This window comes from Dehalobacter sp. (assembly GCA_023667845.1).
Classification (GTDB): Bacteria; Bacillota; Desulfitobacteriia; order Desulfitobacteriales; family Syntrophobotulaceae; genus Dehalobacter.
Map to the genome: position 1 here is coordinate 1 of JAMPIU010000110.1, position 26,862 is coordinate 26,862.

Below are 26,862 nucleotides of genomic sequence, written 5' to 3' on the forward strand. Positions count from 1 at the left end.
CCGCCCCGCCAAGTTTGTTTTTCTCTTCAGTTACCTTTTGTATGAAGGCATCAAAATCTTGAGGATCAAAATTAACATTGGTCACTGTGGCAAACAGGCTCTGCATCACCAAAGCATCTGTTTCCGGTGCAGTTTTCTGACCGGATGCCGCTCTGGCCAATCCAATCAGAGTACAAGTAAGCTCATCATGCTTATTAGCCACTTCCGGTTTCTTTCCGCAGACCCCTGCGTTCGTGCATCCTTTTCCGCCGGCAGTTTGTTCACATTGAAAACAGAACATTTGAGACATACAAATTTACCTCCTCTATATTTTGTTTTTAATCGTGGTCTTATTTTTTTAATCATACGTAAAAAACTGCCAGAAATCGGTATCCAAGGTTACAAAAATCAGATGCCATTTTCTTAATATTCTGATAATACTTAATCCGCCATATCCGCAGTTGTATTCTCTCTTTGAATTATGGAATCATCGTTGAAATTGATAGCAAATTAATTGTGGATAATTGTGTGAATATTGTGAATTATATATACGCAATACGCTTGTCTAATTCATGGAATCAATGGCAATATGTTCGGAGGATCGTGGGTATTGCTAAGATGGTATGACGGAAGAAAGGGTGATGCGTATTACTCGATGTTTATGATGATTTCTCAATAATCTCTTTGAACAAGAGAACCAAATTCGGATCAAACTGCGTTCGGGAACATGATACGATTTCCTTGATTGCCTCAGCTTCAGACAGTGCTTCACGATACGGCCGGTCATTTGTCATCGCATCAAAGGTATCAACAATACTTAAAATTCTGCATTCGATCGGTATCTCCCCTGCTTTCAATCCTAAAGGATAACCTTTTCCGTCCCACCTTTCATGGTGTTTCAGAATCAGGTGTGCAATACTCTTTAATTCTGAGGATTCGGCCGCAATTCTTTCCCCGATCCCGCAATGCGTTTTCATGACCTTCCACTCCTCCTCGTTCAGCTTGGAAGGTTTACACAGGATCCTATCTGGAATTCCCACTTTACCGATATCGTGAAATTTGGTAAGCAACCTGATCCGGTCGAGTTTACTTTGAGGCAGCCGCAGCGCTACACCCATTTGGGTTGCAAGCTCACCCATCCGTTCCGCATGGCCCTCGGTAATATAGTCCTTCGCTTCCAGCGCTCTCATCAGGGTCTTGACCAAATCGTTCCGGTTGCTGGATTCCTTCAATAATTTATTTTGATACATGTTGTTATTTGCTTCCTGAAACATCCATTCTGTATTGACAATACCTGTCTTATGGAAAGAATAGCCCGAAGACAGCGAGATCTTCAATGCATCTGTTTGTTCATTATATTTATGCAGCATTTTATTCATCTGTTTAAGTTGCTGCTCAATCTCCTGGCTGGAGAGTCCCTCGACAATCACGCAAAATTCATCTCCGCCAATACGGGCGATATACCCAATCAATCTGAAGTGGTCATGAATAATCCGGGCTACGGATACAATCACTTCATCCCCTTTCAGATTTCCAAAAGTATCATTAATAATTTTCAACCCATCAATATCAAAGAGCAGCACGGTGAGCTTTTCGAAGCCTTTTCCACGGAATTCAGCCAGTTTGTTGATTAAACAGTGCCGTTTATATAGCTTTGTCAGGCTTTCTCTTTCCGCCATCTCCCTTAACTGCATTTCCATTAGGGTTCTTTCGGTCATATCCCGAACCAGTATTAAGATTTCATTAATCTCTGAGATGTGAATTCGCGATTCAAAATAGTAGTCCCGTCCCTGGTACTTTAACCTAAAATCACAGGTGACCATCTCCCGTTTCTGAACAACCTGATAAATTGCCTCCTGTAATCTCCGAACAATTTCGTTATTCCTTAAGATCTCTAGTGTTAAAGGATCGTCCTTTTTATTGGAGACGGCAAATGGCGAAATATGGCCATCTGAATCGCTGACCAGCATAATGTCCTGAATCGCGGCCATCAAAGCTTTGTTCCGAATATTAATATGCTCAAGATCCAATAACTTTTCCTTCAGCTCGGGATAGTAATTTTTGCGAATCGAATTTTCCCCGAGACCAATGATGGCTTGCCTTGTTATTTTTCCCTCATTTAAAGCATTGTAATATTCTTTCATAAATTGCTTTAACCTCTTGCTTCGTGAGTTTTTTTGGGTTAATGGCAAACTGAGATACATCTGCTGCCGTTCCAGCCGTACTCGGGATACAAATCAGCGGCGGTCCCGGCAAATTGACTTCATCGACACCTTCATGATCCAGAATATTTCCGCCGTTGGCTACCAGTATGCTGATGCACTTCGCGCAATCCATGACACTACCGCCGCCGATAGCGATAATGAGATCACAATCCCGATCCAGAAAGGCTTTGCTCCCCAACGCCGCTTCATAGTCTTTGGGGTTCTCAGTAACGTCATCAAAAACAACATAGGGGACTTTGATGGTTACAATTCAACTATTTTTACCTTATCAGAATATCTCAATAATCTAAACATTCTGTCATTTCAAAGGATTTGTATACTATTTCTACATAAGTTAAGAAATTCCTACTATTCGACAAATTTTTTCAAAATATGCGGGGCATTAGATTTGGCTATCGGAGGTGTCAGCCAGCCTTTCCGGGCAGGCATAAACAGTACCTTTGCCTCCTCTGACATAGCCGAGAAGTGTAATGTTATGTTCCCGGGCAAGCCTGATGGTCGCTGTTGTGGGCGTCGATTTGGAAACTACCACGGGTGCTCCAAGCCTGATCATTTTCATGAGCATTTCCGAAGTAAGTCTGCCGCTGATAAAAACCATGCCATTTGCGGCTAGCTCCATCTTGTTTGCCTTCATCAGTATTCCTGTCATTTTATCGAAGCAGTTGTGCCGGCCAATGTCTTCATTTAGCACTTCAAATCCGTCAGCGTAAAATAAGACACTGTGGACGCCGCCAATCGTATGAAAGATCTCAGACTGCTCAATGAACTTATCCATGATTGTCAAGATATTTCCTGCGGAAAAAGTGGATTTGTTCGTGCTGACGGCGTACTGCGTCTTTTTCAGCGGATTAATGTAGGTATAACACTTGCCACAGCCGGAAGTGATGCTTCTCAGACTTTCGCGTCTGTCAATGACGATTCCTTCTCTAAGTTCAATCAGCACTGCCAGCATTTTCTCATTGTATTCGATGCTTTCAATATCTTCATAAGAACCAATAACACCCTCATTATATAGAAAACCCAGGGCCAACTCCTCGTGGTGCCGGTTCAGACAGAGAACGGAAACAAGCTCCTGTCCATTGACTATCATTTTAAGGGACACTTCGGCGATGACCTTTCTCACCGCTTCTTTCATCACAATGGCATCATTTTCTCTTTGGATTTCTACTACCTCAAATTCTTCGTAGACGATTCCTTCGTCAGCAGCATTCATTGTTTACCCTCCTAGCAGTAATATTGCCATTTTATTTTACCACTAAAATAAGATTTACTGAAATTAATGGGGCATGATTCATGATCAATCCGAATAGATTTCAGTATATTTGCAAGGCATTTTATCAATAATAGAATAGACTTATGAAAGACTTCTTTCAGTACGAACATCAAGACATTGAGGCAGTCAGGTGGTGGAATAAAATCTGGATACTGACGGAATCATCGCAAAGCTCAACTGGTTTTACAGCCTGGAACTGAACCAGGTTGATCTTTATATGGCGCAAAGTAAATTGGTCGAAGATATCTATATCAGCAAAGTATTGGAACGGTCATCTTATATTGAACAGCAGCATGTCGATAACATTGCCGCCCAAATACGGAAATACGGTAGCGAACCGACCATTTTAGGGGATATTATTTCCCCGCTCCTGGGAAAGACCGCCGGGAATATCACTGCTGCGTTTGGAATAGTTTCCCTGCTAAAAGCCGATATTCTTCTGGAGAGAAAAGCAATGAGTGATTATAAAGACTTGATTTTAAAAATCGGAAAAGATCATACGTTGTTTTCTGTCCTGTGGGCCAATCTAGTTGACGAAGATCTGCACACGGCCTGGTTTTTAAATAAAGTTCAGGAACTAGAGGCCTGCCGCTAAATTCCTTATTTTTAGGCAGGAATCTTATTTCACTTAACACCTGCAGTCCGAATCTTCTTTATGATATTTACCAGCCCTTTACCGCCAAATACAAGCCATAACCCCAGAATAATCAATAATCTGGATGGCCGAGTTCACCAGCTGGCTGATAATTTCATGCCAAGCACTGCTGGTAGGAAGGTCCGACAAAACTGCATAAACGGTTAAAGCTGAAATCAGCGAAGAAATGGCATTGACGAGCAAGATCAGACCGGCTGTCGTCAGTACAATGATTTGAGCACTGTCAAGATCAAAGGCAGGGGACATCATGTCCTCCTTTTTCTCCTTCACGGGCTCAACCATGAAGCTCACGAGCTTCTCGGGAAAAATCCAGATTAAAACTCCGATCATGACCGGGAAAGCCATACTCCCCACTCCACTCAGGATGGTCTGTATATTCATTGGTATATAATAAAGGGTCACGGCAGAACTGAAAAAAATCGAGAGGTATAATGATCCAATATATTGAAAGCAAATATGAGTATTACACGCTGGATCGAGAAATTCCTTTAGAAAGAATGTCATATCCTGCCAAACTATGACAATCCTTGCTTTGCTTTAGTGCTTTTGGGTCATAAAAAAGCCAATCTTGCGACTGGCTTACAAGTGTACACCCAATAAATCTAAGACTGGCTTACAAGTGTACACCCAATAAATCTAAGACTGGCTTACAAGTGTACACCCAATAAATCTAAGACTGGCTTACAAGTGTACACCCAATAAATCTAAGACTGGCTTACAAGTGTACACCCAATAAATCTAAGACTGGATCAATAGGATTTACAAAAGTGAAAGTATCCGACCCGGCAAATAATAAACCGACGGCCCAGTTAAACTCATTGAGGACCAATGAACCGCTATCCCCGCCTTGATCAAAGGCAGTAACCATAATTTGATTCTTAAATTTAAGAATCCGTCCGTCATAATCCACATCAATAATGGCGTCTATTACTTGAACGATACCACTGGTCAAACCCGTCGTACGTCCGGATTTTTTCACCAGCATTCCTAATTGCGGCAGCGTTTTACCCTGGACAGTACCAATGCCAAGAATTTCCGGAACTACGAGGCCTTGTCTAAGTGGTTTCGCTACAGCAGCATCAACAACATTGAAACCGTTGTCTTTTAATGGAACATACCTGTAAAGTTTAGCAATTTTATCATTTCTCTTGGTCCCGCCATCCAGTGGTCCGGGCTGAAGGATTGGATCACCTTTTTTAGCTCGTTTGTCTTTACCATTCGTTGAATTGGCCAAGACATGATTGTTGGATAAAATCAGTTTTTTGCCTGTAAAATTGTCATAAACCACAACTCCAAGAGTTCCGGCTGTAATCTTATAGTGGCCGATGCTTACCCCTCCTGGCGCGGGCCGCCAGCTGGATTTGCGGGATACATTATCTTCAGCTTCCCCAATTGGCCCTTCTTCCTGAATTCTATGAGCAGAGACCTTCCCGACCTCGATAACATCGGTAACAAATCCTTCAATAGATTTTAGAACAACATGTCGTCTGATTAACTCCGTTTGCGTTACTTTCCGACTTACCATTACGACAATCGCCTTTTGATCAGTCAGTTTTCCTTTGACCTCTTTTAGTCCGTAGCCGATTCCCACCACATTGTTTAGCGAAAGAAGATAATCAATTGCTTTTTGACTAAGATATTTATTCATCTTAAGCTCTTAACCTCCCCTAATCGGCGCTTACCAATTAGTTAACCATATTTTGCTATATAGTATGGGAGGCTAAATTATAGTGTGACAAGCTTAGGCAGAGGCTAAAATGCTTTCCATGGAAATCTCTTCACTATTCGCTAGCGCTGTAGCAGTTTTGGAATGCTCATTGTTTAAGGTAATTCGTCCTTTCTTGGCTGGCATTCTTGCTTTCTGTCTGCCTGAGAATCCACTTTTTCTATTAAATCTCTGGAGAATTCGACGGATAGTTTCGTTTTACAGGTATTATTGTTTAATCGTTTATTATTGGCTCTATTAGCGTTATTTGTTTGTAGTTTATTGATCCTAGTTAGAAACATATAGAGGACATAAAACACAGCAATCATGATTATCCCGGCAATAAGTCCTGTTCCCTGCCCGGAGATAAATGGCATACTGATGATAATCATGATCAGACTCAGAAAAACAATCCAGCTAGAATAAGGGTATAAAGGCATCTGACACTTCCCTGATGGCGGACACCCATATTTTTTTCGAAAGCGTAAGTGAGTCGCCATAATTACCGCATACGTAAATAACAAAGCAAACCCACCAGAGCTTATCAAAAATAAGTACACACTTGGGAGCATAAGACCAATGCCCAATCCCGCAAGCATGGCTAAACCAGAAATCAGTATTCCCCGATACGGGACGTTTCTCCGGTCCTTTAACCACCTGGGTGCCTGGCCTTCTTCGGCAAGAGAACGCATCATTCTGCCCAGACCAAACATCGCTGCCAACATGGTAGAAAGTATCGCTGTTATGAGTACAAAGTTAATGGCGTTGCCCGCCCAGCTGATTCCCCATCTATCAAGCGCAGCTACCATGGGACTGAATTTTTCACTCAGACTGGAGGTCGGGATTAACGGAAGCAGCACAGCAATAGAGACAATATAAAATCCTACTAGAATTAATACTGTATGGGAAATTGCTTTGGGAATCGTTTTTGTTGGATTGTCAGCTTCCGAAGCAGCCAGTCCGATGATTTCAAAACCCGCATAGGAAAATATGACGATAAGCATACTCCCTGCTATCCCTTTTATTCCCGCCGGCATCAAAGGTTCCCTGACTAATTCTCCGACACCTATTTGGGAAACAGTCGAAAATAATCCCATGATTAAAAGTAAGGCGATGATAATAAACGAAGCCAGGGCTAATAGCTTAACGGCAGCCAGACCACTCTCGAGCTTACTTAATTTATCAGCTCCCAATAAATTTAGCAGCGTGACGCTTACAATAATTAAGCTTCCCAATCCGGCTATGGATATATTGGGAACCCATTCGCGCATCAGGATCGATACAGCAGTAGCCTCACTGGACATAGCCAAAACCATCCCAGCCCAATATACCCAACCAACTACAAAACCGGTTCCTTTCCCAAAGGTTTGGGCTGCAAAAGTACGAAAGGAGCCGACATCAGGATTTGCAACCGTCATTTCCGACAATGCAAAAAGGATAAAATAAACGATGACTCCGCCAAGAATAAAGGAAACGATAATTGAAGGTCCTGCAGCATTAATCGCTACCGATGAGCCCAAAAAAAAGGAGCCTCCGATTACTGTTCCCAAAGCCATCATTGTAAGCTGCCAAACAGATAATCCCTTATGTTTTTTCTTCATTATTGTATTCTCCATATTCAGGTTTGTGATTTCCATTATTATTTCTCAAAATCACAAATACATTCTGTTTGGAGATAACAATTCAATCCAGCTAAAGAAACCTATCATTTATTCCAGAAGTAACAGTCCAAAGTATTTAACGAATTCCTGTTTATCTTTTAAGGTTCGCATTGTAAAGCCTTGCTTAGAAACAGTGGCAAAAACATCAATACCGGCGCTTTCCATAGAGGGACGGGTCACTGTACACTTCTTGGGCGATGCTGGCGGTTTGCACTCGCTGCAAATATGGCATGGTCCTGCCCAAAAAGAGAATGCTTTGTAGAATCCATGTTTAAAAGCTAATTTCTCTGCATTCAGCATTAGTTTTTGAAAATCACTTGTCGGCGGCTGGCCTTCAATCAGAAAAGCTTTGGTATAGCCGTCTAATTTCACCCTCGTTTCCTCATAGGAAGGGCTATTTGGCGGACAGCACTTTTCCCCATAGCTGGAGCATCCGTAACGGCAATGATCTTTTGCCCAGTGGGCCGTAACAACATCCTGAGGATTGATCATCGTGATGGACTGAATGGGCAGTCTTTTTAATCTTGCGTAGATTTGCGCTTCTTTTGTTATGGCCAGCTCCTCTAATTTGTGCTTATTCTTGGATGCAAAAATCACCGAAATATCACGGGTGAGGGGTAATAAAGGTGTCTGATGCATCTGCTTTTTCGTAAAAAATGCAGCCACATCTTTCTCTGAAAGGATGTTTACCGAAAACATAGAGCTGTCTTTTTGTTGAAGGTCATTCTCATTAAGGTAATTATGATATAAGTTCATCGCAGTGTTTAAAGAGTATTCCCCGGAAAACGCCCCCATGACACCAATAATTCCGTTATGGATAATGCTTTCCGCGTGTTTTTCGTAATTTTCGCCTGTGATAATCAGCTCATAAGGCGATTGATCATCAAAAGAAATTTCTTTACATTGCTCCAACATAAACTTTTGAATTAACGGAGAAAAAATATCAGCAGAAAATCCCTCAAAGAGGACATTCCCCCTAAAAGATGCTAACATGGGCAAAAGTTTTTCCGCGATAAAGATGCCGCTGATTTTACCGCTTTTTAAAGCGTCCAGGCTAAAAAAAGGACTTGTTGCCGTAAGATATTTTGCGCTGACGGGGGCATTGCACAGATAGCCTTCTTTCCTAATGATTAGACCCATTTTGTCTAAAACGTCGAGGAAAAGAAACGTTCCTTTCTCATCGAGATGAAGGCAATTGGTCAGATCACCGAAAGATTTACCTTCTTCAATCGCGGTAAAAATATCACATGCCATCGCCTTCTGAAGAATCGCTGCTGTTTGCTGTTCCGCTTTGACCTTCAATAAAAAGTCATAGTCATTGTTTTGATAATCAATTTTGTTCATGCCGGTATCATCCTTTAATTATTTTGCCATCGGTTCTCTTTGCATAGTTCTCTTTCAAATACGTAATCACTTTTTGGATTCCCTGCTGATGATTTAGCAACACAATCTCAATTTCTTCTTTGGTCATATTGTCTTGATGAAATCCTGCAGCTACCAAGCAAATGCAGTTAAAAAGCTTGGAAACATCCTGTGCCAGAGTTCCGGCCAGGACGTCATCACGGTGGCCTTCTACGGCATACTTTGTAACCGTGCCGCAGTTTCCGACCGCTGCACTGCCGATATGTTGTTTCCCTCCGGTAACGGTAATTAGAATGTCGTGTCCTATGATGGATATCTCGTAGGACAGGGCAAGCTTGTCTTGTCCGATGGTTATTTTCATTGGTCACTTCTCCATCTTTCATAGAGATTATGAGGAACTCTCAACAAATCCAACACCTTGCCGACACTTTGATTTACAATATCGTCAATGGTTTTGGGCCGGTGGTAAAAAGCCGGTACGGGCGGGATGAGTATGCCGCCCGCTTCTGTTACGGTCGTCATATTTTTCAGATGAATGGACGAAAGCGGTGTCTCTCTGACCATCAATAAGAGAGGACGCCGCTCTTTCAAGGCCACGTCGGAAGCGCGGACAATCAGATTATCGCTGTAGCCATTCGCAATCCCGGACAGAGTCTTCATACTGCAAGGCGCGACAATGGTCGCCTCGATCCCGTAAGAACCGCTGGCAACGGCGGCAGCTAAGTCGTTATGGTCGTATACTTTGTCTGCTAAAGATTGGACGTAACCCACAGCATAATCCGTTTCCAGCGAGAGCGTTTCTTTGGCCCACCCGCTCATGATCAGCGAAACATGATGCTCTGTCTCTTTGAGGACTTCCAATAGACGTACGCCGTAGATCACCCCGGTGGCACCGGTTATTGCAACAAGAATTTTCATTACTTATCAGTCCTTACCTTATCCTTATCCTTGTTTTTGTCGCCTTATTTTTTCTTACACTCTTTTATTCCCATTTTTACTGTTTCTGAATTGATTCGTTTTATCATAATCAATTCCCGTTTCAGTTATGACAACACCATAAATTTCTTTAGCCGTTTTGATGGAGATAATCTCATCCAAAACATCCGCATATACCTTTTCTACCGGGCGGTCCAGCGGTTTGCCCCATCCGCCGCCGCCGCAGGAACTCAGAATGACCTGATCACCTTTGGCAACACGTCTTGGCGCTTCTTTACTTGCCATAACGACCGATTCCCCCTGATGAACAAAAAAACCTTTATTTAAACTCCCTTGGTTTCCGCCATTTAAACCGTAAGGCGCAAATTTCATCCCATCCCCAAAATTCACGATATGGCTGCCTTCATCGTATAGCTCAAACGCATATTTCATCCCTGCTCCGCCGCGATATTCTCCGGCGCCGGCCGTATCCGTTTCCATTTCATGATAAAGGGTGATGTGCGGATATTGAATTTCGTTGGATTCAATATCCGGCGTTTTGACACCACCGAAATTAGACATGGGCGACATATAGGATTTTCCGTCTCTTCCTTGCATGGCGCCGCCGCTTCCGGTCGAGCAAAACGAAAACCCAACGTAATAGCGGTTATTCCTCGGATCGGTGCCATAATAAGAAGGGCCTGCATAGCGCGTATATCCCGCAGGAACCCTTCCGGGGACTGCTTGATTCAGTGCCTGAAAAATGGCGCCGATCATTTCACTGGCCGGAGTTAAAGTGCAAAGCGTCATGGGTGCCGGTTCATAAGGATTTACTAAAGATCCTTTAGGCAAATGGACATCGATGCAGCGGAAGGCACCATCATTTCTGGGAATATCGTCGCCTAAAAACCAAAGTACCGCAATACCTGAAGCAGTCGTCGCTGTGACCACTGAAGTATTGATAAAGCCTTTGACCTGCGGATCTGTCCCTGCGAAATCAACCAAAAGACGTTCGCCTTCTACTTTCACTGCAATCTCAATTTTAACAGGTTCTTCTTGAAAACCGTCATCATCAATGTATTCGGTCGCCCGGTAAATACCGTCAGGAATCTCTCGTATCCGCTTCTTCGTGAGCATCTCGGTTTGTTCCAGGGTTTCGGCAATGGCTTTGTTCACGACAGCTGGCGTATAAGCTTCCACCATCTCCAGGATGCGCTTCGCAGCAACTTTGTTGGCGCCGATCTGGGCTAAGAGGTCGCTTTTGAGCATGTTGGGATTACGGGTATTGATTAAAATCAGATCTAAAATTTCACCCATGAATTCGTTGTTGCGCATTAGTTTTGTCGGGGGAATCCGAATTCCTTCCTGAAATATTTCGGTTGCCTTGGGATTATAGCTGCCCGCGGTGGAACCTCCGATATCCCCGTGATGGGCGCGGCTGACACAGAAAAACATTAAATTGTCCTCAAAAAAGACAGGGGTAATGATTCCGATATCAGGCAGGTGATTTCCACCGTCATAGGGATCATTGATGATAAAAACATCACCGTTTGTGATGCTATCCGGATATTTCCGCAAAACAGATTTGACGCTGAAGGAGCCTGCTGTCGCCAAAATCGGAATACCGCTTAACTGAGAGACCAATTGACCGTCTCGATCACAAATACAACAAGCAAAGTCACAGGCTTCGGCGAAGATCGGGGAATGGGCGGAATGCTCCAAGGCGAGTCCCATTTCTTTGGTGATACTATCGAGACGATTGGCGATAACGGTGCGGTTAATCATATCTTCCGTCGTTGTCCTTGTCATGCTTCTGCACCTTCTTTTGTTATAGATAAAACACCGTTCTTAACCGATTTGCCTGCAAAGCCAGCGGGAATCAAAACCGTGGTGTAGTCAAAATTGATCAGAGCCGGGCCGTTGATACTTTTTGTACCATTGCCGGTTAAATCACCGGCGTGGTAGACAGGGACGGAGATTTCACCCGTTTGTCCGAAGGGATTCCCTGCCACTGTCCTATTCGCTAAGAGAATGTCATTCTCAGGGAACGGAAAGCGTGTGTTTTCCTTCTCCCGTTCCAGACAAGCCAGATGGATATTAATGATTTCCCATTCCTTGTCTGTTTCAACATATTCATAGATGCTTTCGTGGGTACGATTGAAGGCGATTTCTAAAGCATCCCGGCTCTCTGAGGTAAACGTTCCCTGCCAGGGTATTGCTATTTCATGGTGCTGTCCGATGTAACGCATTTCCAGGGTAAGTCGGAAATTCTGCTCATTTTCTGGTACTCCCAAACGCCCGAGCTCCGCTTTTCCTTCTCTTTTCATGTCGGTAATAACCACGTTAATCTTCGATGGGTCCCATTGTCCCTTTTCCATAAAGAAACTTCGCGTGAAATCACAACGACGGGTTGCCCCTAACATACCCCATGCACAAAAGACAGGACCGGTGACCGGAAATAAGACTTCTTTCATATGCAGCGCATCCATCATGTTGGCTGCAAACAACGGAAAAGCTCCTCCCGCGCCGATCAAGGAGAATTTTCTGGGGTCATTGCCTTTTTGGATTGTGACAAGACGCACCGCATCAGCCATCATCTCAGTAGCAATCCGGTAAATGATATTGGCCCCTTCTGCCACAGAGATATCCAGCGGCGCAGCAACTTTGTCGTGAATCACTTTTTCAGCCAGCTTCTTATTAAGGCCCATTTGACCACCGAGGAAACTATCTTCATCGATCAGTCCCAAAACAACCAAAGCATCCGTAACCGTAGGCTCGGTCCCGCCTAAACCGTAACAGGCAGGGCCTGGAACTGATCCGGCGGAATCCGGTCCCACCAACAATCTTCCGCTTTCATCCAGACGGGCAATACTACCCCCGCCGGTTCCAATGGAAGTGATGTCAATGGTCGGAATCGATAACGGATAGCCAGCGATCTTCGATTGGGGAATCAGCTGATTTTTACTGTCTGCCACATGCACATCAAAACTGGTCCCCCCCATATCTGCCAACACCGTATAGGGCTTTTCTGTCATTTTCCCGATGGCTTCATTGCCGCAGGCACCGCCGGCAGGTCCCGAAAAAAGGGTTTTGACAGCGAAACTGGACATCGCATCCGTATCGCTTAAGCCACCGCTGTTCATCATCATATGAATTGGTTTGCCCCAACCATATTGAGCCAATTCTTTTTTGACGGTGCGGAGATAATCTTGAAGAACCGGCGTCAGATAAGCATTGAGAACCGTCGTGGAAGTTCTTTCATACTCTCTGATTTTTGGCGCTACGTCCGAAGAGAGCGCCACGAAAACGCCGGGTAGTTCTTCTCGAATAATTTCTGCCGTTCTTTTTTCATGTTCCGGATTTAGAAAAGAAAAAAGGTAGCAAACCGCAATGCTCTGTACACCGTATGCCTTGCATTTCAGACAAGCATTTCGGACAGCTTGTTCATCCAGCACTTTAAGGATGTCCCCTTTGTAGTCCATACGCTGCGCAATACCTAAGCGCAGTCTGCGCGGAACCAGTACATCCGGCGTTTCCGCTCGCAGATCCCATTGATTTTCAAGCTGAGAACGGCGTATCTCCAGCGCATCACGGAACCCCTCCGTGGTAAAAAGTGCAGTAACCGCGCCTTTTTTTTCTAAAAGGGCGTTTAAAGCTAAGGTGGTGCCGTGAATGATTTGTTCCGTTTCTGAGAGGAGTGTCTCTAAATCCGTATGCCAGGCATCTGCTAATTTTTTTAAGCCAGCGATCATCCCCTGGGCAAGATGGTTATGATCCGTGAGATTTTTGACAAAGACCGTTTTGGGTTCACTGTTTTGAAACATCCCTACCGCAGTGTAGTCGGTAAATGTACCTCCTGTATCAATGGCAATTTTAATCATATGCTCATCCTTTAATCGGTATATTTAAAATACGCATCCCTTATCTGGCATATTTAAGAAGCCGCTGCACTGCTTTTTTGACGTCATCGTTCATCTCGATTTTAGGAGCAAAGCCGCTTAACGGTTTTGTGGCATCAATCCCCATTTTAGAAGTACGGCTCAGTTCATCCGTCGAGGGGTCAAGGGTCACACCCATTCCCAGGTGCTGCGGCAAAATGGAAACACCTTTATCCGCTTGTAACCGAGTGGCAAGTGCCCATAGGACTTCCTCTTCGTTAAAGACGTCAACATCTTCATCCACCACAATGACCATTTTAATATTGTGGTCGACAGCCAAAGCGGCGTAAATCGCTTGCATTGGCTGACCTTCGGCAATTTTTTTCATCGAAATATAGCAATGAAAAAGTCCGCAGGCGGAAAAAGGTGCATGAACTGCTTTAATATTCGGCAAGGTCTGATGTAAAGCGTTCAAAACATCGCCTTCTCTCTGAATGGCCACAACCGTGATATGCTCACTGCTCATCCCAGGCGTTAAATCATGATAAAAAGCGTTTTGCCGGTAGCGGATGGCTTTGACTTTAAAGACATTTTCCGTACTGCGATAGCAAGCGTAGTTGGTAAATTCTGCGAAAGGACCTTCCTGTTCCCGTACGTCTGCCAATATTTCACCTTCCAGGACAATTTCCGCATAGGCCGGAACCTGCAAATTGACCGTTGCGCAAGGTGCAACCTCTAATGGTTCACCGAAAAGTCCGGCAATCGCACCATATTTCCCCTGGTCATATGGGACGAGGGCCATCGATCCCAAGGCAATATTGGGATGAACACCAATCACGATGGCGGCTTCCAGGCTCTGTCCTTTTTCTTCGCTTCTTCGGAAATATTCCCAGAGCCTTTGACGGGAATGGAGTGAAATCCCTAAGGTGTTCTTGTTTTTTAACTGCATGCGGTGGAAACCTAAGGTTTCCACACCACTTACAGGGTCTTTGGCAACACACAGTCCGGAGGTCACGTAGGGCCCGGCGTCAATCGGAAAGTGGGTCGGAATCGGAAGCTTATAGAGATCAATATCATCACCGGTAATACAATGCTCAGCAAAAGGAGGGTTCTCAATAACTTTGACCTCTTCGATCCGTTTTTTGATACGCTGGGCATAGGTCTCAGAAACTTTAGACGCTTCGACACCCAGGCCTTTGCTAAACCGCTCTCTGGTGCTTAAGATACTGGTCACCACAGGAAATGCACTGTTTTCTACTTTATCGAAAACCATAACGGGATAACGGTGTTCTTTCTCCAATTCCATAACGAGGGTACTGATTTCATACGCTCTTTTAACTTCTTCCGTGACATGCTTCACTTCACCATCTCGTTCCAGCTGCTTCAAAAAATCTCTTAAGTCTTGGCTCATATCCTAACCTCTTTTCTTACTGCATTGTCTCCCGCGAATGATTCTTTACTGGGCTAAACCTGATTTTTTAATGCTGTCATACACCAATTTTGTGATGATTGTGGAAAGAGGCCAGCAGACTGCAATGGTAATCAAGGCTTCAACAACGGCAACCTTAACAGGTAACTGGTAAATATAAATTAATCCGATACAAACAACGGCATTCCCCAAAACATTACAAAGGAATTGAGCGAAAATGTGGTGCCCCCATTTTTCCATAGAATATTTGGCCGCCACAAAGGATACGGCAAGCGACCCGATAGCATTCGCAAAGATAAAAGCAATCCACAGCGGACTGTACCAAATGGAAATAATAGCTTCAACTTCCCCGGCAATGATTCCGGCAGGCTGTTTATAAAGCAGAACAATAAGGGCTGTAAAGGAAGCCCAGACCGTACCGTTAATTAAGTACATGCCTGCTTTGCCTGTGGGAAGAAGGTTGTCAATAAACCCTGTCGCCTGACAGGCTATGACAAAGACAATACCTAAGAGAATGGATCCTACGAGCGCTTTGGTGTCGGTTCTGAAAAACTTGTTTTTCATAATGTCCTCCTAAAAATAATATTTTTTAATTTTAAATAAAATTAACGGTGATAAAGAATAGGGTACAAACCATCATACTGATCATTTCCCAGCTTTTTAAATGCAATTGTTTGCCAAAGGTTCGCTGCTTGCTTCGGCCATAGCCTTTTAATTCCATCGAAAGAGCGATATCTGAAGTATGCCGGACTGTGCGATAGAGCAATGGCATAAACGTTAACGGAAGATTTTTTATTCTATCTTTAATCCCTTCCGAGGGATAACCCCGAACCGATTGGCTCTCTGAAATTGCCAGATACTCCTTTTGCATCAGAGGAAAAAAACGTTTTGTCATAACGACCAACATGGCATAGCGATAAGGAACACCCCATGCTATAAGCATTAAAGCCGCATCTGTGGCTGAAGTCCAGGTCATAAATTGCACAGCGGCCAAGGTCACAGCAGCCGTGCGGGAAATACCCAAAGCAGCGGCCGGAATTGAGCCTGTATAAACAGACAGAATACTCCACTTCCAGAGAAGGTCGCCCTCCCGGCAGAACAATAACTGTATAACAAGAATCTGCGAGGCTACTATAAGCATTACTGGCAACAGTATTTTATATTTTTTTAAATGGTTGGTAAAAATACAATCCGCAATGATTACCAAGGCAATAATCCCGATTTCCAGGCTCAGATTCTGTGAAAGCAAAGCTGTAAGAATGAGTGTTAAACACCATACCAACTTCGTACGCGGATCAATTTTTTCAATGAAAGCCATAAGCAACTCCTTCCTTCTGGAAATCTAACCCCATGTCTTTAAGGGTCTTTTCATAAGAACCAATCTCTTGGGCCGGAATATCCAATGCCAGACGGTGCTTGTGCATTGCCACAATACGATTGGCATATTGTTTGGCCAAACCCAGATCATGGGTAACGAGAATAACCGTTTTACCTTGCTGCTGAAATGCAGAGAGCAGCTCCATGATCAGGGCGCTCTGTTCTTCATCTAAACCTGAGGTCGGTTCATCAGCCATGATAATCTCGGGGCCTCCTACCAAAACAGAGGCAATTGCCAGCTTTTGACGCTGGCAGCGGCTAAGCCTGTGCGGGTGGACATCAGCGAATGCCAATAGCCCGACTTTGTCTAAAATCCCATTTACTTTCTCTGCAATTTCCTCTTCCGGCAGTTTTCTTGTTCTTAAAATAAATGCCGCCTCGTCTTTTACTGTGTTTGCAAAGATTTGAAGATCGGGGTTTTGAAATAGGAAACCTATTTGACTGCGTATCGTTGCTAAGTTCCTCTTGGTCAGGGGTTTGCCAAAGATTCGAATCGCACCCGTATCCGGGATAAGCAAACCTTCCATTAATTTCAGCAACGTCGTTTTCCCTGAACCATTGAGTCCAATCACCCCAATAAAATCACCGTAATTAATATCTAAATTCATATTTTCACAGCCTTTGAAACAACCTTTATAGGTAAAGGCCAGATCTTTTACTTCCATCAATTTTTCATTCGATTTTTCATTCAATTTCTCATTTAACTTTTCATTTGCCGCCGTCATATTTTGGGTTGGTCTTGTTTGATTGAAGCGTTTCTGATAGTCACCAGGGCTGCATTCTTCTCTGATTGTTCCTTCAGCCATAATAAGAATACGATTGGTATAGGGAAGAATATCGCAGGCCCGGTCCATCACCATAATCACGGTAATTCCCTTTTCTTTATTTAAATAGCTGATATAGGAATAAAGATCCCGTTTTCCTTTTCCGTCTAATTCTGCGGTGGGCTGATCTAAAACAAGAATGGGCGTTTCCATCGCGAGAACACTTGCCAATACCACTCTTTGGGCTTGGCCGCCGGACAGTCCATCCGTCTTTCTTTGTTCAAAACCCTCTAGTCCAACAAATTGTAAAGTTTTTTTGACTCTGTTCTTCATTTCATCCCAAGGAAGTTCCATATTGGCAATCCCGAAAGCCACTTCTTCCTCTACCGTGATACTGACCATTTGATTTTGCGGTTCCTGCATCATATAGCCGATATAATCACACATTTTTGCCAAGGGGATTGCATGGATGTCTTGCCCCATGACCCTAATGGTACCGTTTAGCTGCCCGTTAAAAAATTGAGACGCCGCCCCGGTGATACTATGGAGTAACATCGATTTTCCCGATGCGGCTTCCCCAGTAATGGCGATGAAATCTCCTTGATTGATGGTTAAGTCGATATCTTTTAACACTTTCTTTGTCTCAGGCGGAAATACAAGAGATTCTATTTTAAGCTGTACCGCAGGTTCCATCGGATGAAAGCCTCCATATAAAAATCTAAACTATGTAAACTACATGCATACAAAATAAAAAAGTTCCAGTTTTGAGAGATACTAACTCTCAAACTGAAACTTTACCATTGCTTCATGTTGATATCTTCATTGGCAGGTCTTCTGACTCATAGCTTTAACCGATTTCTGTGCCTTCCCGATTTCTCAGTGGCATCGTACAGTCATCACAGCTATTTACAGCGGCGGGTCCGTCCAGGAATTGCACCTGATTCCCTATTCTTCTCGATAAGAGACACCAAAAAAGAATGTATGATTATTACGTCTTATTCTAAATGAAATTGGAGAAAAGTCAAGAGAAAAGATGGTGCAGATTTTAACATTTGCAGCCAGGACTACATTTCCCAGATGAACAGGCTTTACCACCTTTAACTCCATAGGCATTAACCGTTGTAAACCGCTGACTTATTTTATCATCAGCGCACTGCGGACATATTTGTTTGTCTCTTGAACTAACACTACAAAAAACAGAAAACTTGTGACCACACTTTTCGCAAATAAAGTCATAAGTTGGCATTCAATAACCTCCTAAAATATTTTTTCTTCATTAAATCAATAATAAATTCATTGAGTCCCTAACATTATATCCGTATGACATCAGGAGAAAATACTAGCTGGTCTTAATTACAGATCTTTAAATATGTTTCTGCCAGTTTTTTAGGCGGCTATAATCCTGTATAATGATCCCTCCATATATTGGCCGTATAATGTTCTCAGATTTTAAGTCGCGAAATAATTTTGACACCGTTACTCTTGTTGTATCTGCAAGTTCAGCCAAATCTTGTTGATTGATAAACAGTTGCATCCCTTGTTGATCTGCAAGTGCACACAAAGTTTCGATAATTCTATGGTCTACCTTGTAAGTGTAATGTTTTTGCAGCCGGCTTATGTGGTTATTACTTTTCATTGAAAGGTCGTAGAGTAACTCTTCAGTAAGCGTAAAATTAGACTTCATCAAACTTTTCATTTCCTGAATTGAAATTGCAGCTGCTACCGTGTCTTCAACAGCCGTAAATGAACCGAGAGGGGGAATACCGGTAAACAATGGCGCAATCATAAATAAATTATTTGCACCCAAGACATCAATGAGAACCTCATTGCCTTCTTCGTCAACTTTCGAATATTCAACCGTCCCTGTAAAAATATATAATAGCTTCTCAAGCGTAATGCCTTGTTTAATAATAATGCTTCCTTTGGGATATAACAATCTTTCTCTATCCGCAAAAACTTTCTTCCATCCATCTATTGGCGACCGGAATAATTTTGTGTGTTTCAGCCATGGTAGATCATTATCACTCATGATTACACTCCCTTGTACTTAGCCTTATACTTAGACTAATTAATATGTGAAAATGTAATTATGTTGTTTCCTTGTCCTGCCTAAATCTCCTGATAATTAGAGATATGGGCAGACAGAACTACCCTTACCTTGATTATATATTATTTTTCTTCTTTGTGGATACAGTATACAGATAATAAACATCTAACGACGAGCGTCAATTTAATTCGACGCTGGTGAATGGTTATAAAAGTTGTTTTATGTTGCTAAATACTAAGATTATAACTAAAAATAAGATGATCGCTGTCAAAGTACAGAAAAATATTTCCTTAGAGCCAAGGTGCCTCATAGTGACCTTCCTTTATTCGTTAGAATACCTTGTTCCTGTTTCTTTTGGAAAAGGGAATTTACAAACCGTCTTGCTTTAATGATGATTTCATTGATCACCCCGACCGGACAAAAATATAAACACCAAAATCTTCTAATAAACAGCGATACAACCAGGATAATACTGAGCAGTATCCATTGCACACTCACCCCTTGAAATCCGAACAGGACTCCAAAAGGCTCATAACTGCCTCCTATACTCGGTGATTTAAAGCAAAAGCTTAAAATCAGCACGATCCAAACTAACATGTATTTTATTTTTTGCAGCCATGTTGCTACATGATGATTACATTTTAGTTTTCCGCCTCCGATTTTTGCCAGTATTTCCTGAATCCCTCCAAAAGGACATAACCAATAACAGTATAGGTTCTTCCCGCTTAAGAAAATAATTAATGGAATCCCGACGATTAAAATATACCAAAAAAGATTTTGTTTAAAAGCCGGGAAGAATCCCATTAATCCGCTAGCAATGTTCGCAAGTGAAATTGAACAGTTAAACCAGAAACCAGTAAAAAATATACTGCATATAATAACTAACCATCGTAGCTTATTGATTTTTAAACGCACTCCTATAATCGTTGCAAATATTAATAAAGCCAAGCCTATTTCTTTGATCCCCAAATTAATATTCTCGGAAGGCTCAGAAATATTCAAAGCAAGTTGGTTTTTACCCAACCCATGACTAGCCTGACGGACTGCATTGGTAATCCCTCTTGATGAAAGCGTAGCGCTGGTCACTTTGTCGATATCCTGACCAATTTCTAACGGTTCATCTACAGATTTACCTGCAAATTGTTTTAGAAAATCCCCACTCAAAACTGAATGAATATAGGATGGTGTTTCCGTAGCATACCCTACAACCCGAACTTTTAAAATGTTACCGTTGGGGTCTGTAGCCGTTAAAACAGATACAGGACCGCCATAGCCGTTCCCTTGACCAAAAACCACGTACCCCTGCAGCGTATCCTGACCGTTGATATTCTTATAGCCTGCATAGGTCAGTGGGTGAGTCTCAATCGCTTTAAACTCCTGAGTATTGCTCAGCATTGAGGGTAAGAATTGCTGGACATCCATCTGTCTGCCCTTAAAACTAAACAATAATGCGATCATTAAAGATCCAAAAAACATAAATAAGAACAGTCTTTTTAAATGAACTTTAGACAAAATTACACATCTCCCGGTATACCATCGTTTGTTATATCCGCACTACGCGCCTTTCTCAGCACTTCTCGCCTCAATTGAAACATAGTGCATGTAGTTCCAAGTCTTGTTAGATCCGGCTATAAGAATGTCCCTCAAATTTCCTCAAACTGCCAACCACGCTTTTACGACAAACGGTTTGACTGCCCAGCGATTATTTTTTTGTTTTCTCTCTGGGCAGCAAACCATTCAGCCTTACCTTAAAACTGAGAACAAAAGTAATTACATTTTAGATGCATTATCAGCTATTTTTGCTTTCGGTACAGTAAAAAACCAACGCCAGATCCCGACTCCTGAAATTACAGTGATTGCAGTCAAAAAGACTCCGCCCATTAAAGCAGCACGAGACTCATTTTCACCGAGACTAGTGAAAATAAATATATCCGTTAAAAAGAGTAATAAAACCCACGCACAAACGACTAACCATTTCCACCAATTTAAGCTTTGACCACGTTGCTTCGACCATGAATACAACCAATACACAGCCACCGCTGTTCCCATTCCTGCAATGAACGAATAAAGGCTCATCCGCTATTCCCTCCTATTTCTTAAAGATGCCTTCCGGTATCCCGTCAAAGAACATATCCGTTCTCATCCACCAAGGCACGTCTTTATAAGTCGCCCACGTCGGAGCATTATAATCGTCTTTTGACGGACTTGGATAAAAGCTCTTTTGCCCCCATAACATGATTTGATGTGCTATTCCGGTTCGATCTCTTACAGCCAATTCACGGCTATACTTATGCAACGCATTGTCATATCTGCGCCACGGACACACAGAATAACAAACACCGCACATATGTCTGACGGGAACAGAGGCATAATAGTTCTGACATTTTTCTCTGTCTGACATCCAACGTACCACGCCATCGTCCTGCAGTTCGGGTTGTCCGCTTGGAATAGAGCCACCAGGACATTTTTCCGCGCAAATACCACACTTGTCGCAGAAATCCTTTAAGCCCATGTTGATTGGCCGATCCGGCTCCATAGGAAGATTTGTCAGTACAACAGCCAATTTTACCGAGGGTCCAAATTCGGGTGTAACCAATATGCCAGGCCTTCCCATCTCCCCTAATCCGGCATCAATTGCTAACGGAGTGGGTAAAAGTTCATCCCACCCTATAATTGGGTTTCCGTTATATCTGGCAGGATAGCCCAAAGCTTTGATGAAATTCGTAAGTCTTGCTGCAGCAAGGCCTGACCGCGTATATGCCTCAAACGGACTGTAAAAAAGCGGTGTTGCTTCTATCAAATTAGGTTCATGGGGTACAGCAATGACAATTGCATATTGCCACCAATCGGGGATGTCTATGGGACCGCCTCTTACCCCTCTTGGCGTTATTGGATCAATTCCTACCGCAGCTAAAATTGGAAGCATCCTGGGGTCCACGCCACCACCCCAGCCTAAGATCCACCTCGGATTGACTTTCGTAATACCCACTAAAGTCCCACCAAAGAGGCCTGCCATTTTTTTAATGAGTTTGCTTGTTTCTTTTGGATCCTTAACTTTTAATGGTTCTTTGATTACACCCTTAAAGTCCCACTCTTTTGGGTCCCCTACTAAGGGAGCAAGCATGCTGGTCCAAGCCTTGTTCCATGCAGTTGCAATTCCCCACATATCCTTATTCATTTTTTTCTCTTCTTCAGCGAGGTTTGGAAGAAGTTTGGTGAACCACGCTCTGTCGCCTTCCAGTTTATCAGGATGCTTTGCGTAATATTCCTTCAATCTGGGCATTAAATTTTCTTCGCCTTTTTTGCTTAATAAAGCATCTTCTTGATAGTACAGACGACGAAAGGTTGGTGAATCTACGTCTTGATCCACACGATTGACCGGTCCTTTAATCTCATAACCAGGCTTATCTACTCTAAACGGCTCACGATTAAAATATACTTCCCCTTGTTCTGATTCCCATCCCATCATCGTATCAATGGACTTTGCATCACCAAAGCTACTGGCAGCAATTCCCCCGAGTGCCGCTACACCCCCAGCAAGCCCGGCAAATTTAAATAAAGATCGTCTGCTGATTTGAACGGATTTAAACTTGTCTACTACGGAGCCATTTCCCTGGCCATTTTCTAACGGGCTATTTTCCATCCTGTTCACTCCATTCCAATTTGTGAAAATTAAAAAAGATAATGTTAAAAGTCCCTTAGATGCTAAACATTTGCGCTATGAAGTCTGGTTTTTTTAGACTTAGTCTTTGCCTTTCCTCCTTTACTTAAAATCTGGATCCTTATTATAAACATGAGCGCTCGTATTCAGTTTATAGCAGCCAACTTTTTGTGTATGTTAAACGAATACTTTTTTGAATATTCAGAAAAATCTAACGCAAACAAAGGAGCATCAGACTATTTTTAGACTAATGCTCCTATAAAATATATTTCCTTTAATTCCCCAGGGCAAATTCAACTCGTTTTTTTACTTCTTCAAGTGGGCCGAATTACCTGAAACGAATATGATATAGACCTGTTCCAAAAGCATATCGGCCGAATAACCGCGTACTTCTCTCTGGAACAAGTAAAAATCACTTGCGAAAGTTGTGAGCAACATGTCAGCTCTAAATATACTGTTAGTTACCGGGAATTCTTTTTCATTTATCTCTTCGAAAAGATCGACAAATATTTGGTGTAATTGGTTATACAGCGGACTCCCATCTATAGATTTTCGTTTTGGCGCAATGTCCCCAACACCTTTAAGTAATTTTGCTTTGTTTTCTTTGAATTGGATAAATAGCCTGAGTACCCCCTTCAATCGCTTGCTCGGCGGCTCTTTCCGTTTTTCTTCCAAGTAAGCTTCTGTCTCCTCAAAAAAAAGACCAATGTTGTCTTTGATTAAATCAAGACATAATTCACTTTTGTTGCTATAACGGCGATAGAGTGTACCAGATCCTATCCCTGTTTCTTTGGCAATTTGATTCATACTAACTTGCTCAACATCATTTTGCTCAAATAGCTTAAGAGCAGCATCCAATATGCGTTGACGATTCTTAGCCGCGTCACGGCGTTCCGTCCGCGTCTGTGAACTTTTTTCGTCATTCATTATCGCATCACTCCTAAAATCCAAGAATAGGAACCTTGACAAGCGGAGAGATCTCCGTTTATTATAAGTGAGAAGGTTCTCCGTTTAATATTAACTTAATCAAATGGATATTGCAATAAATGCAATAATACCTTTGGTATGAACTCGCAGAATATTTGAATAAAGAGGTATTTTTATTATGGAAAAAGAGCTGTCTCCGCGACAAGTCAATAGTGTTGTTATTGTTGCCATCCTCATGTCAGGAACATTTATTGCGACTTTAAATCAAACTTTAATTTCTACCGCACTGCCCCATTTGATGAAGGACTTGAATATTACAAGCAATACGGCACAATGGTTGACCACAGCTTTTATGCTTGTTAATGGAATTATGATTCCGGTTACGGCGTTTTTGATTCAAAAATTTACAACGCGAGCGTTATTTTTTACGGCTATGGTTTTGTTTGGATTGGGCACCTTCATCTGTGCCGTGGCTCCAAACTTCTTCTTTTTGTTGGCAGGCCGAGTGGTTCAGGCCTCAGGTGCCGGAATTTTGATGCCGCTTATGCAGACCGTTTTATTCGTGATTTTCCCGTTTGAAAAACGAGGAACCGCCATGGGGGTTTATGGGCTGGTGATTTCTTTTGCCCCGGCAATTGGACCGACGCTGTCCGGTTGGATCGTCGACCATTATTCATGGCGCGTTTTATTTGAGATGGTTTTACCTATTGCTGTTGCCGTTTTGGTCGCCGCCTATTTTTTATTAAAAAACGTAACCGAATGTACTTCTCCAAAGGTCGATGTGTTGTCGATTCTTTTATCTACGCTTGGCTTCGGCGGTCTGCTGTATGGGTTTAGCATAGCGGGAAATACCGGCTGGGGGAGCTATCAAGTAATCTTCACCATCATCGGCGCCGCCATTGTGACAGGCTGGTTTATTTTCCGTCAGTTGAAGTTAGATCAACCGATGCTTGAATTCAGGGTGTTTCAATCAAAGATGTTTACGCTGGCAATGACGCTTATCATCATTGTTTCTGTTGCCTTTATCGGTGGAATGACGATATTGCCAATTTACATGCAAAATATGAACGGCTATTCTGCTTTGGAGTCTGGTCTGATTTTGATGCCAGGTGGCATCATCATGGGGGTCTTGTCGCCGATTACAGGACGAATATATGACAAGATTGGTGTCAAGCTGCTTACCAACATCGGACTGTCGATAGTGACTGTCAGTATTTTTATGCTTACACATCTTCATTTGGAGACATCATTTACTTATCTGGCAGTCGTCAATTCAGTCACGATGATTGGCTTTGCTATGGTGATGATGCCCCTCACCACCGCAGCATTAAACCAGTTACCAGCAAAATTAATCCCGCACGGGACCGCAATGAATAATACCCTGCGGCAAGTGATAAGCGCCATTGGAACGGCGGTTCTTGTCTCGGTGATGACGAACAGCGCGTTAAATCCTAAAGCGTATGGCATGGAGGGGGCTATCCACGGCGTCAACGTGGCCTTTATGGTAGTGACTTGCATCAGCATAGTTGGCGTGGTTCTGTCGTTTTTTATCAAAGAAACCCGCTCGGAAGAAAAAAGTACCCAATAGCGCCAATATTATTCGGACTCCTGAACCTGAATCCCCCAATGTGCAAGTTGTTTTAGAATCGGCATCAGGTCACTGCAAAGATCCGTCAATGCATATTCAACCCTCACCGGCATCTCCATATATTGTTTACGGTAGATAAGACCGTCTTCTTCCAATTCCTTCAATGAGCTAGCCAACATCGTATTCGTTATGCCTCTAATCTTGCGTTTCAGTTCATTATACCTTGTTACCCCGTCTTGATTAAGCGCGCATAAAATGGGCACTTTCCATTTTCCGCCTATTAACCTTAATGCACTTCCTAATGGACAATCCTCCATACATGGGCAGTTATTTCTGCATGCGCTGTTGTTTTGATCGTTTTTCATAGTCAGTTTTTCCTTACCTACTCATCATTTTCTGCGTACTTGAAAAATAAAATCCAGGTAGTAATATTGTACTAGGTAGCAAAACTAAAGTAAAGACTATCAAAAAAATACTAAGGAGATGGCGAGATGGTTATTAATGAAGGGGTCAAAGCAGTCATTGAGGGTTCGGCCTTCCTCTCCCTTGTCACGCTGAGTACAGATGGCATTCCTCACCCAATCATTGCGGGCAAAGGCGAAGTTGTAGGCGATACAGTAGTTTTCGGGATTTATAAAATGGAAGTAACACAGCAGAATTTAGCAGCTAATAAAAATACATGGGTTGTTGCAGCAACAATGAACGGTGGACCAAAAGGCTATCGTCTCGCTGGGACAGCTGAGGTCAAGGATAAACAGCTCATTTTCACCCCAGCAGAAGTTGATGCTCTGATATAGACCTTCTTTCTAGCGCCAGTTGACACGAATGTAAAACACGAATCCATGAAAAAGCCAGGATTTTCTCCTGGCTTTAGGCTGTGTAAGTAATCTGCAATTTGTGAAATTATCTTTTGGTATTCTTTCATTATTCATGGTTAAGGTTATACCATCACAGCACAGTTATACTCTTGCACCCATGCTTTCTTTATCGTCTTTGTTTTAAAAGAGTGCAAGAAAAGTTACATATGCAAAAATCATTTCCTGTCCAATATCCCAATTCATTCCCATTGCTGGATCTTTATCTGCGAGCTCCAGATGCTCTTTTACGATATCACTCCAAGAGATCAACAATTGTTCTTCCATCGTGAGGCACCTCCTATTAATAAATACCGTACTCCATGACAAACTTGTTTACTGCAATAATGTTTTCCGCCTTGCCGTCAGCCGCCGAAAGAAGTTCCTTATCAGTAGAGAAAATATATCCTCCGCCAGGAGCCAGATCATCCAATAATTCTCTCGCTTTAGTAATACATTCTTCCTTCGTACCATATTGTAACAACGTTACCGGAAAAAGCCCTAGTATACACATGGTATTTCCAAGCTTCTGTTTAAGTTCTTTAGGATCTCCATGTTCGAA

The 26,862-nt window shown here is 42.7% G+C and carries 28 protein-coding genes and 1 riboswitch; of the genes, 3 read left to right on the forward strand and 25 right to left on the reverse strand.

Features of this window, described 5'->3' with window-relative positions; genetic code table 11:
• The 4 genes from NC238_07740 to fdhD all read right to left on the reverse strand — a co-directional run.
• A partial coding sequence (locus NC238_07740; protein MCM1565830.1) for a hydroxylamine reductase occupies window positions 1-289 on the reverse strand: 289 nt, incomplete at its 3' end.
• A 349-nt stretch (window positions 290-638) separates the two neighbouring features.
• A complete protein-coding gene (locus NC238_07745; GenBank protein ID MCM1565831.1) occupies window positions 639-2,123 on the reverse strand; it encodes an HD-GYP domain-containing protein in 1,485 nt (494 codons plus the stop codon).
• Entirely contained in the window at window positions 2,095-2,382 is a 288-nt protein-coding gene (locus NC238_07750) for an iron-containing alcohol dehydrogenase (GenBank protein ID MCM1565832.1), read from the reverse strand. Before NC238_07750 ends, NC238_07745 begins: the two co-directional genes overlap by 29 nt.
• 204 nt (window positions 2,383-2,586) lie before the next feature.
• A complete protein-coding gene (gene fdhD / locus NC238_07755; protein MCM1565833.1) occupies window positions 2,587-3,417 on the reverse strand; it encodes a formate dehydrogenase accessory sulfurtransferase FdhD in 831 nt (276 codons plus the stop codon).
• Between the two features lie 277 nt (window positions 3,418-3,694).
• Between fdhD and NC238_07760 the strand changes: the two genes are divergently transcribed.
• Window positions 3,695-4,072 carry a ferritin-like domain-containing protein gene (locus NC238_07760; protein ID MCM1565834.1) on the forward strand — a complete coding sequence of 126 codons (378 nt, stop codon included), beginning with the start codon at window positions 3,695-3,697 and terminating at the stop codon, window positions 4,070-4,072.
• Window positions 4,073-4,150: 78 nt separating this feature from the next.
• Here the strand turns inward: NC238_07760 and NC238_07765 are convergent, their stop codons facing one another.
• The 18 genes from NC238_07765 to NC238_07850 all read right to left on the reverse strand — a co-directional run bounded on the left by NC238_07765 (window position 4,151) and on the right by NC238_07850 (window position 23,858).
• Window positions 4,151-4,477: a hypothetical protein gene (locus NC238_07765; protein ID MCM1565835.1), complete on the reverse strand. Its 327-nt coding sequence runs from the start codon at window positions 4,475-4,477 to the stop codon at window positions 4,151-4,153.
• Window positions 4,478-4,847: 370 nt separating this feature from the next.
• Window positions 4,848-5,780 carry a S1 family peptidase gene (locus tag NC238_07770; protein MCM1565836.1) on the reverse strand — a complete coding sequence of 311 codons (933 nt, stop codon included), beginning with the start codon at window positions 5,778-5,780 and terminating at the stop codon, window positions 4,848-4,850.
• Window positions 5,781-5,953: 173 nt separating this feature from the next.
• Window positions 5,954-7,438: an amino acid permease gene (locus NC238_07775; GenBank protein ID MCM1565837.1), complete on the reverse strand. Its 1,485-nt coding sequence runs from the start codon at window positions 7,436-7,438 to the stop codon at window positions 5,954-5,956.
• 108 nt (window positions 7,439-7,546) lie between these two features.
• The gene (locus NC238_07780; protein ID MCM1565838.1) at window positions 7,547-8,842 is read right to left on the reverse strand and encodes a DUF2284 domain-containing protein; all 1,296 of its coding nucleotides are present in this window, start codon (window positions 8,840-8,842) and stop codon (window positions 7,547-7,549) included.
• Window positions 8,843-8,849: 7 nt separating this feature from the next.
• Complete coding sequence (locus tag NC238_07785) at window positions 8,850-9,221, reverse strand: hypothetical protein (GenBank protein MCM1565839.1); 372 nt, start codon at window positions 9,219-9,221, stop codon at window positions 8,850-8,852.
• Window positions 9,218-9,778 carry a UbiX family flavin prenyltransferase gene (locus tag NC238_07790; protein ID MCM1565840.1) on the reverse strand — a complete coding sequence of 187 codons (561 nt, stop codon included), beginning with the start codon at window positions 9,776-9,778 and terminating at the stop codon, window positions 9,218-9,220. The genes NC238_07785 and NC238_07790 overlap by 4 nt, the downstream gene beginning before the upstream one ends.
• Before the next feature lie 54 nt (window positions 9,779-9,832).
• Window positions 9,833-11,584, reverse strand: a complete 1,752-nt coding sequence (locus NC238_07795; protein MCM1565841.1) for a hydantoinase B/oxoprolinase family protein — start codon at window positions 11,582-11,584, stop codon at window positions 9,833-9,835.
• Window positions 11,581-13,656: a hydantoinase/oxoprolinase family protein gene (locus NC238_07800; GenBank protein ID MCM1565842.1), complete on the reverse strand. Its 2,076-nt coding sequence runs from the start codon at window positions 13,654-13,656 to the stop codon at window positions 11,581-11,583. The genes NC238_07795 and NC238_07800 overlap by 4 nt, the downstream gene beginning before the upstream one ends.
• Window positions 13,657-13,696: 40 nt before the next feature.
• Window positions 13,697-15,064: a UbiD family decarboxylase gene (locus NC238_07805; protein ID MCM1565843.1), complete on the reverse strand. Its 1,368-nt coding sequence runs from the start codon at window positions 15,062-15,064 to the stop codon at window positions 13,697-13,699.
• Window positions 15,065-15,109: 45 nt separating this feature from the next.
• Window positions 15,110-15,646 carry a hypothetical protein gene (locus NC238_07810; GenBank protein ID MCM1565844.1) on the reverse strand — a complete coding sequence of 179 codons (537 nt, stop codon included), beginning with the start codon at window positions 15,644-15,646 and terminating at the stop codon, window positions 15,110-15,112.
• Window positions 15,647-15,677: 31 nt separating this feature from the next.
• On the reverse strand, window positions 15,678-16,400 hold the full coding sequence (locus tag NC238_07815) for an energy-coupling factor transporter transmembrane protein EcfT (GenBank protein ID MCM1565845.1): 723 nt from the start codon (window positions 16,398-16,400) through the stop codon (window positions 15,678-15,680).
• A complete protein-coding gene (locus NC238_07820; protein MCM1565846.1) occupies window positions 16,387-17,916 on the reverse strand; it encodes an energy-coupling factor transporter ATPase in 1,530 nt (509 codons plus the stop codon). Before NC238_07820 ends, NC238_07815 begins: the two co-directional genes overlap by 14 nt.
• Before the next feature lie 113 nt (window positions 17,917-18,029).
• A riboswitch (cobalamin riboswitch) is annotated at window positions 18,030-18,210 on the reverse strand.
• A gap of 58 nt (window positions 18,211-18,268) precedes the next feature.
• Window positions 18,269-18,469, reverse strand: a complete 201-nt coding sequence (locus tag NC238_07825; protein ID MCM1565847.1) for a zinc ribbon domain-containing protein — start codon at window positions 18,467-18,469, stop codon at window positions 18,269-18,271.
• 117 nt (window positions 18,470-18,586) lie between these two features.
• Window positions 18,587-19,252 (reverse strand): Crp/Fnr family transcriptional regulator, encoded by a 666-nt coding sequence (locus tag NC238_07830; protein MCM1565848.1) that lies wholly within the window; start codon window positions 19,250-19,252, stop codon window positions 18,587-18,589.
• 324 nt (window positions 19,253-19,576) lie between these two features.
• Entirely contained in the window at window positions 19,577-20,566 is a 990-nt protein-coding gene (locus NC238_07835; GenBank protein ID MCM1565849.1) for a 4Fe-4S binding protein, read from the reverse strand.
• Window positions 20,567-21,040: 474 nt separating this feature from the next.
• A complete protein-coding gene (locus NC238_07840; GenBank protein ID MCM1565850.1) occupies window positions 21,041-21,346 on the reverse strand; it encodes a dehalogenase in 306 nt (101 codons plus the stop codon).
• 13 nt (window positions 21,347-21,359) lie between these two features.
• Window positions 21,360-22,913, reverse strand: a complete 1,554-nt coding sequence (locus NC238_07845; GenBank protein MCM1565851.1) for a 4Fe-4S dicluster domain-containing protein — start codon at window positions 22,911-22,913, stop codon at window positions 21,360-21,362.
• Window positions 22,914-23,237: 324 nt separating this feature from the next.
• Window positions 23,238-23,858, reverse strand: a complete 621-nt coding sequence (locus NC238_07850; protein MCM1565852.1) for a TetR/AcrR family transcriptional regulator — start codon at window positions 23,856-23,858, stop codon at window positions 23,238-23,240.
• Window positions 23,859-24,036: 178 nt separating this feature from the next.
• Between NC238_07850 and NC238_07855 the strand changes: the two genes are divergently transcribed.
• Complete coding sequence (locus tag NC238_07855; protein ID MCM1565853.1) at window positions 24,037-25,446, forward strand: DHA2 family efflux MFS transporter permease subunit; 1,410 nt, start codon at window positions 24,037-24,039, stop codon at window positions 25,444-25,446.
• Between the two features lie 8 nt (window positions 25,447-25,454).
• Here the strand turns inward: NC238_07855 and NC238_07860 are convergent, their stop codons facing one another.
• On the reverse strand, window positions 25,455-25,811 hold the full coding sequence (locus NC238_07860; protein MCM1565854.1) for a helix-turn-helix transcriptional regulator: 357 nt from the start codon (window positions 25,809-25,811) through the stop codon (window positions 25,455-25,457).
• A 126-nt stretch (window positions 25,812-25,937) separates the two neighbouring features.
• On the opposite strand from NC238_07860, the gene NC238_07865 reads away from it, so the two are divergent.
• On the forward strand, window positions 25,938-26,243 hold the full coding sequence (locus NC238_07865) for a pyridoxamine 5'-phosphate oxidase family protein (protein ID MCM1565855.1): 306 nt from the start codon (window positions 25,938-25,940) through the stop codon (window positions 26,241-26,243).
• A 201-nt stretch (window positions 26,244-26,444) separates the two neighbouring features.
• Here NC238_07865 and NC238_07870 read toward each other — a convergent pair whose 3' ends face one another.
• Window positions 26,445-26,588, reverse strand: a complete 144-nt coding sequence (locus NC238_07870; protein MCM1565856.1) for a hypothetical protein — start codon at window positions 26,586-26,588, stop codon at window positions 26,445-26,447.
• Between the two features lie 16 nt (window positions 26,589-26,604).
• Window positions 26,605-26,862: uroporphyrinogen decarboxylase (locus NC238_07875; protein MCM1565857.1), on the reverse strand; the 258-nt coding region annotated here is incomplete at its 5' end.

What these genes read in the sequence shown, in the direction of transcription:
- NC238_07830 (MCM1565848.1), bottom strand. Translation starts at nt 19,252, where the DNA reads ATGAGTGATAATGATCTACCATGGCTGAAACACACAAAATTATTCCGG.
- NC238_07790 (MCM1565840.1), bottom strand. Translation starts at nt 9,778, where the DNA reads ATGAAAATTCTTGTTGCAATAACCGGTGCCACCGGGGTGATCTACGGC.
- NC238_07765 (MCM1565835.1), bottom strand. Translation starts at nt 4,477, where the DNA reads ATGGCTTTCCCGGTCATGATCGGAGTTTTAATCTGGATTTTTCCCGAG.
- fdhD (MCM1565833.1), bottom strand. Translation starts at nt 3,417, where the DNA reads ATGAATGCTGCTGACGAAGGAATCGTCTACGAAGAATTTGAGGTAGTA.
- NC238_07815 (MCM1565845.1), bottom strand. Translation starts at nt 16,400, where the DNA reads ATGGCTTTCATTGAAAAAATTGATCCGCGTACGAAGTTGGTATGGTGT.
- NC238_07865 (MCM1565855.1), top strand. Translation starts at nt 25,938, where the DNA reads ATGGTTATTAATGAAGGGGTCAAAGCAGTCATTGAGGGTTCGGCCTTC.
- NC238_07770 (MCM1565836.1), bottom strand. Translation starts at nt 5,780, where the DNA reads ATGAATAAATATCTTAGTCAAAAAGCAATTGATTATCTTCTTTCGCTA.
- NC238_07745 (MCM1565831.1), bottom strand. Translation starts at nt 2,123, where the DNA reads ATGAAAGAATATTACAATGCTTTAAATGAGGGAAAAATAACAAGGCAA.
- NC238_07785 (MCM1565839.1), bottom strand. Translation starts at nt 9,221, where the DNA reads ATGAAAATAACCATCGGACAAGACAAGCTTGCCCTGTCCTACGAGATA.
- NC238_07800 (MCM1565842.1), bottom strand. Translation starts at nt 13,656, where the DNA reads ATGATTAAAATTGCCATTGATACAGGAGGTACATTTACCGACTACACT.
- NC238_07870 (MCM1565856.1), bottom strand. Translation starts at nt 26,588, where the DNA reads ATGGAAGAACAATTGTTGATCTCTTGGAGTGATATCGTAAAAGAGCAT.
- NC238_07805 (MCM1565843.1), bottom strand. Translation starts at nt 15,064, where the DNA reads ATGAGCCAAGACTTAAGAGATTTTTTGAAGCAGCTGGAACGAGATGGT.
- NC238_07860 (MCM1565854.1), bottom strand. Translation starts at nt 25,811, where the DNA reads ATGAAAAACGATCAAAACAACAGCGCATGCAGAAATAACTGCCCATGT.
- NC238_07780 (MCM1565838.1), bottom strand. Translation starts at nt 8,842, where the DNA reads ATGAACAAAATTGATTATCAAAACAATGACTATGACTTTTTATTGAAG.
- NC238_07850 (MCM1565852.1), bottom strand. Translation starts at nt 23,858, where the DNA reads ATGAATGACGAAAAAAGTTCACAGACGCGGACGGAACGCCGTGACGCG.
- NC238_07845 (MCM1565851.1), bottom strand. Translation starts at nt 22,913, where the DNA reads ATGGAAAATAGCCCGTTAGAAAATGGCCAGGGAAATGGCTCCGTAGTA.
- NC238_07855 (MCM1565853.1), top strand. Translation starts at nt 24,037, where the DNA reads ATGGAAAAAGAGCTGTCTCCGCGACAAGTCAATAGTGTTGTTATTGTT.
- NC238_07775 (MCM1565837.1), bottom strand. Translation starts at nt 7,438, where the DNA reads ATGAAGAAAAAACATAAGGGATTATCTGTTTGGCAGCTTACAATGATG.
- NC238_07795 (MCM1565841.1), bottom strand. Translation starts at nt 11,584, where the DNA reads ATGACAAGGACAACGACGGAAGATATGATTAACCGCACCGTTATCGCC.
- NC238_07840 (MCM1565850.1), bottom strand. Translation starts at nt 21,346, where the DNA reads ATGAGCCTTTATTCGTTCATTGCAGGAATGGGAACAGCGGTGGCTGTG.
- NC238_07760 (MCM1565834.1), top strand. Translation starts at nt 3,695, where the DNA reads ATGGCGCAAAGTAAATTGGTCGAAGATATCTATATCAGCAAAGTATTG.
- NC238_07810 (MCM1565844.1), bottom strand. Translation starts at nt 15,646, where the DNA reads ATGAAAAACAAGTTTTTCAGAACCGACACCAAAGCGCTCGTAGGATCC.
- NC238_07825 (MCM1565847.1), bottom strand. Translation starts at nt 18,469, where the DNA reads ATGCCAACTTATGACTTTATTTGCGAAAAGTGTGGTCACAAGTTTTCT.
- NC238_07820 (MCM1565846.1), bottom strand. Translation starts at nt 17,916, where the DNA reads ATGGAACCTGCGGTACAGCTTAAAATAGAATCTCTTGTATTTCCGCCT.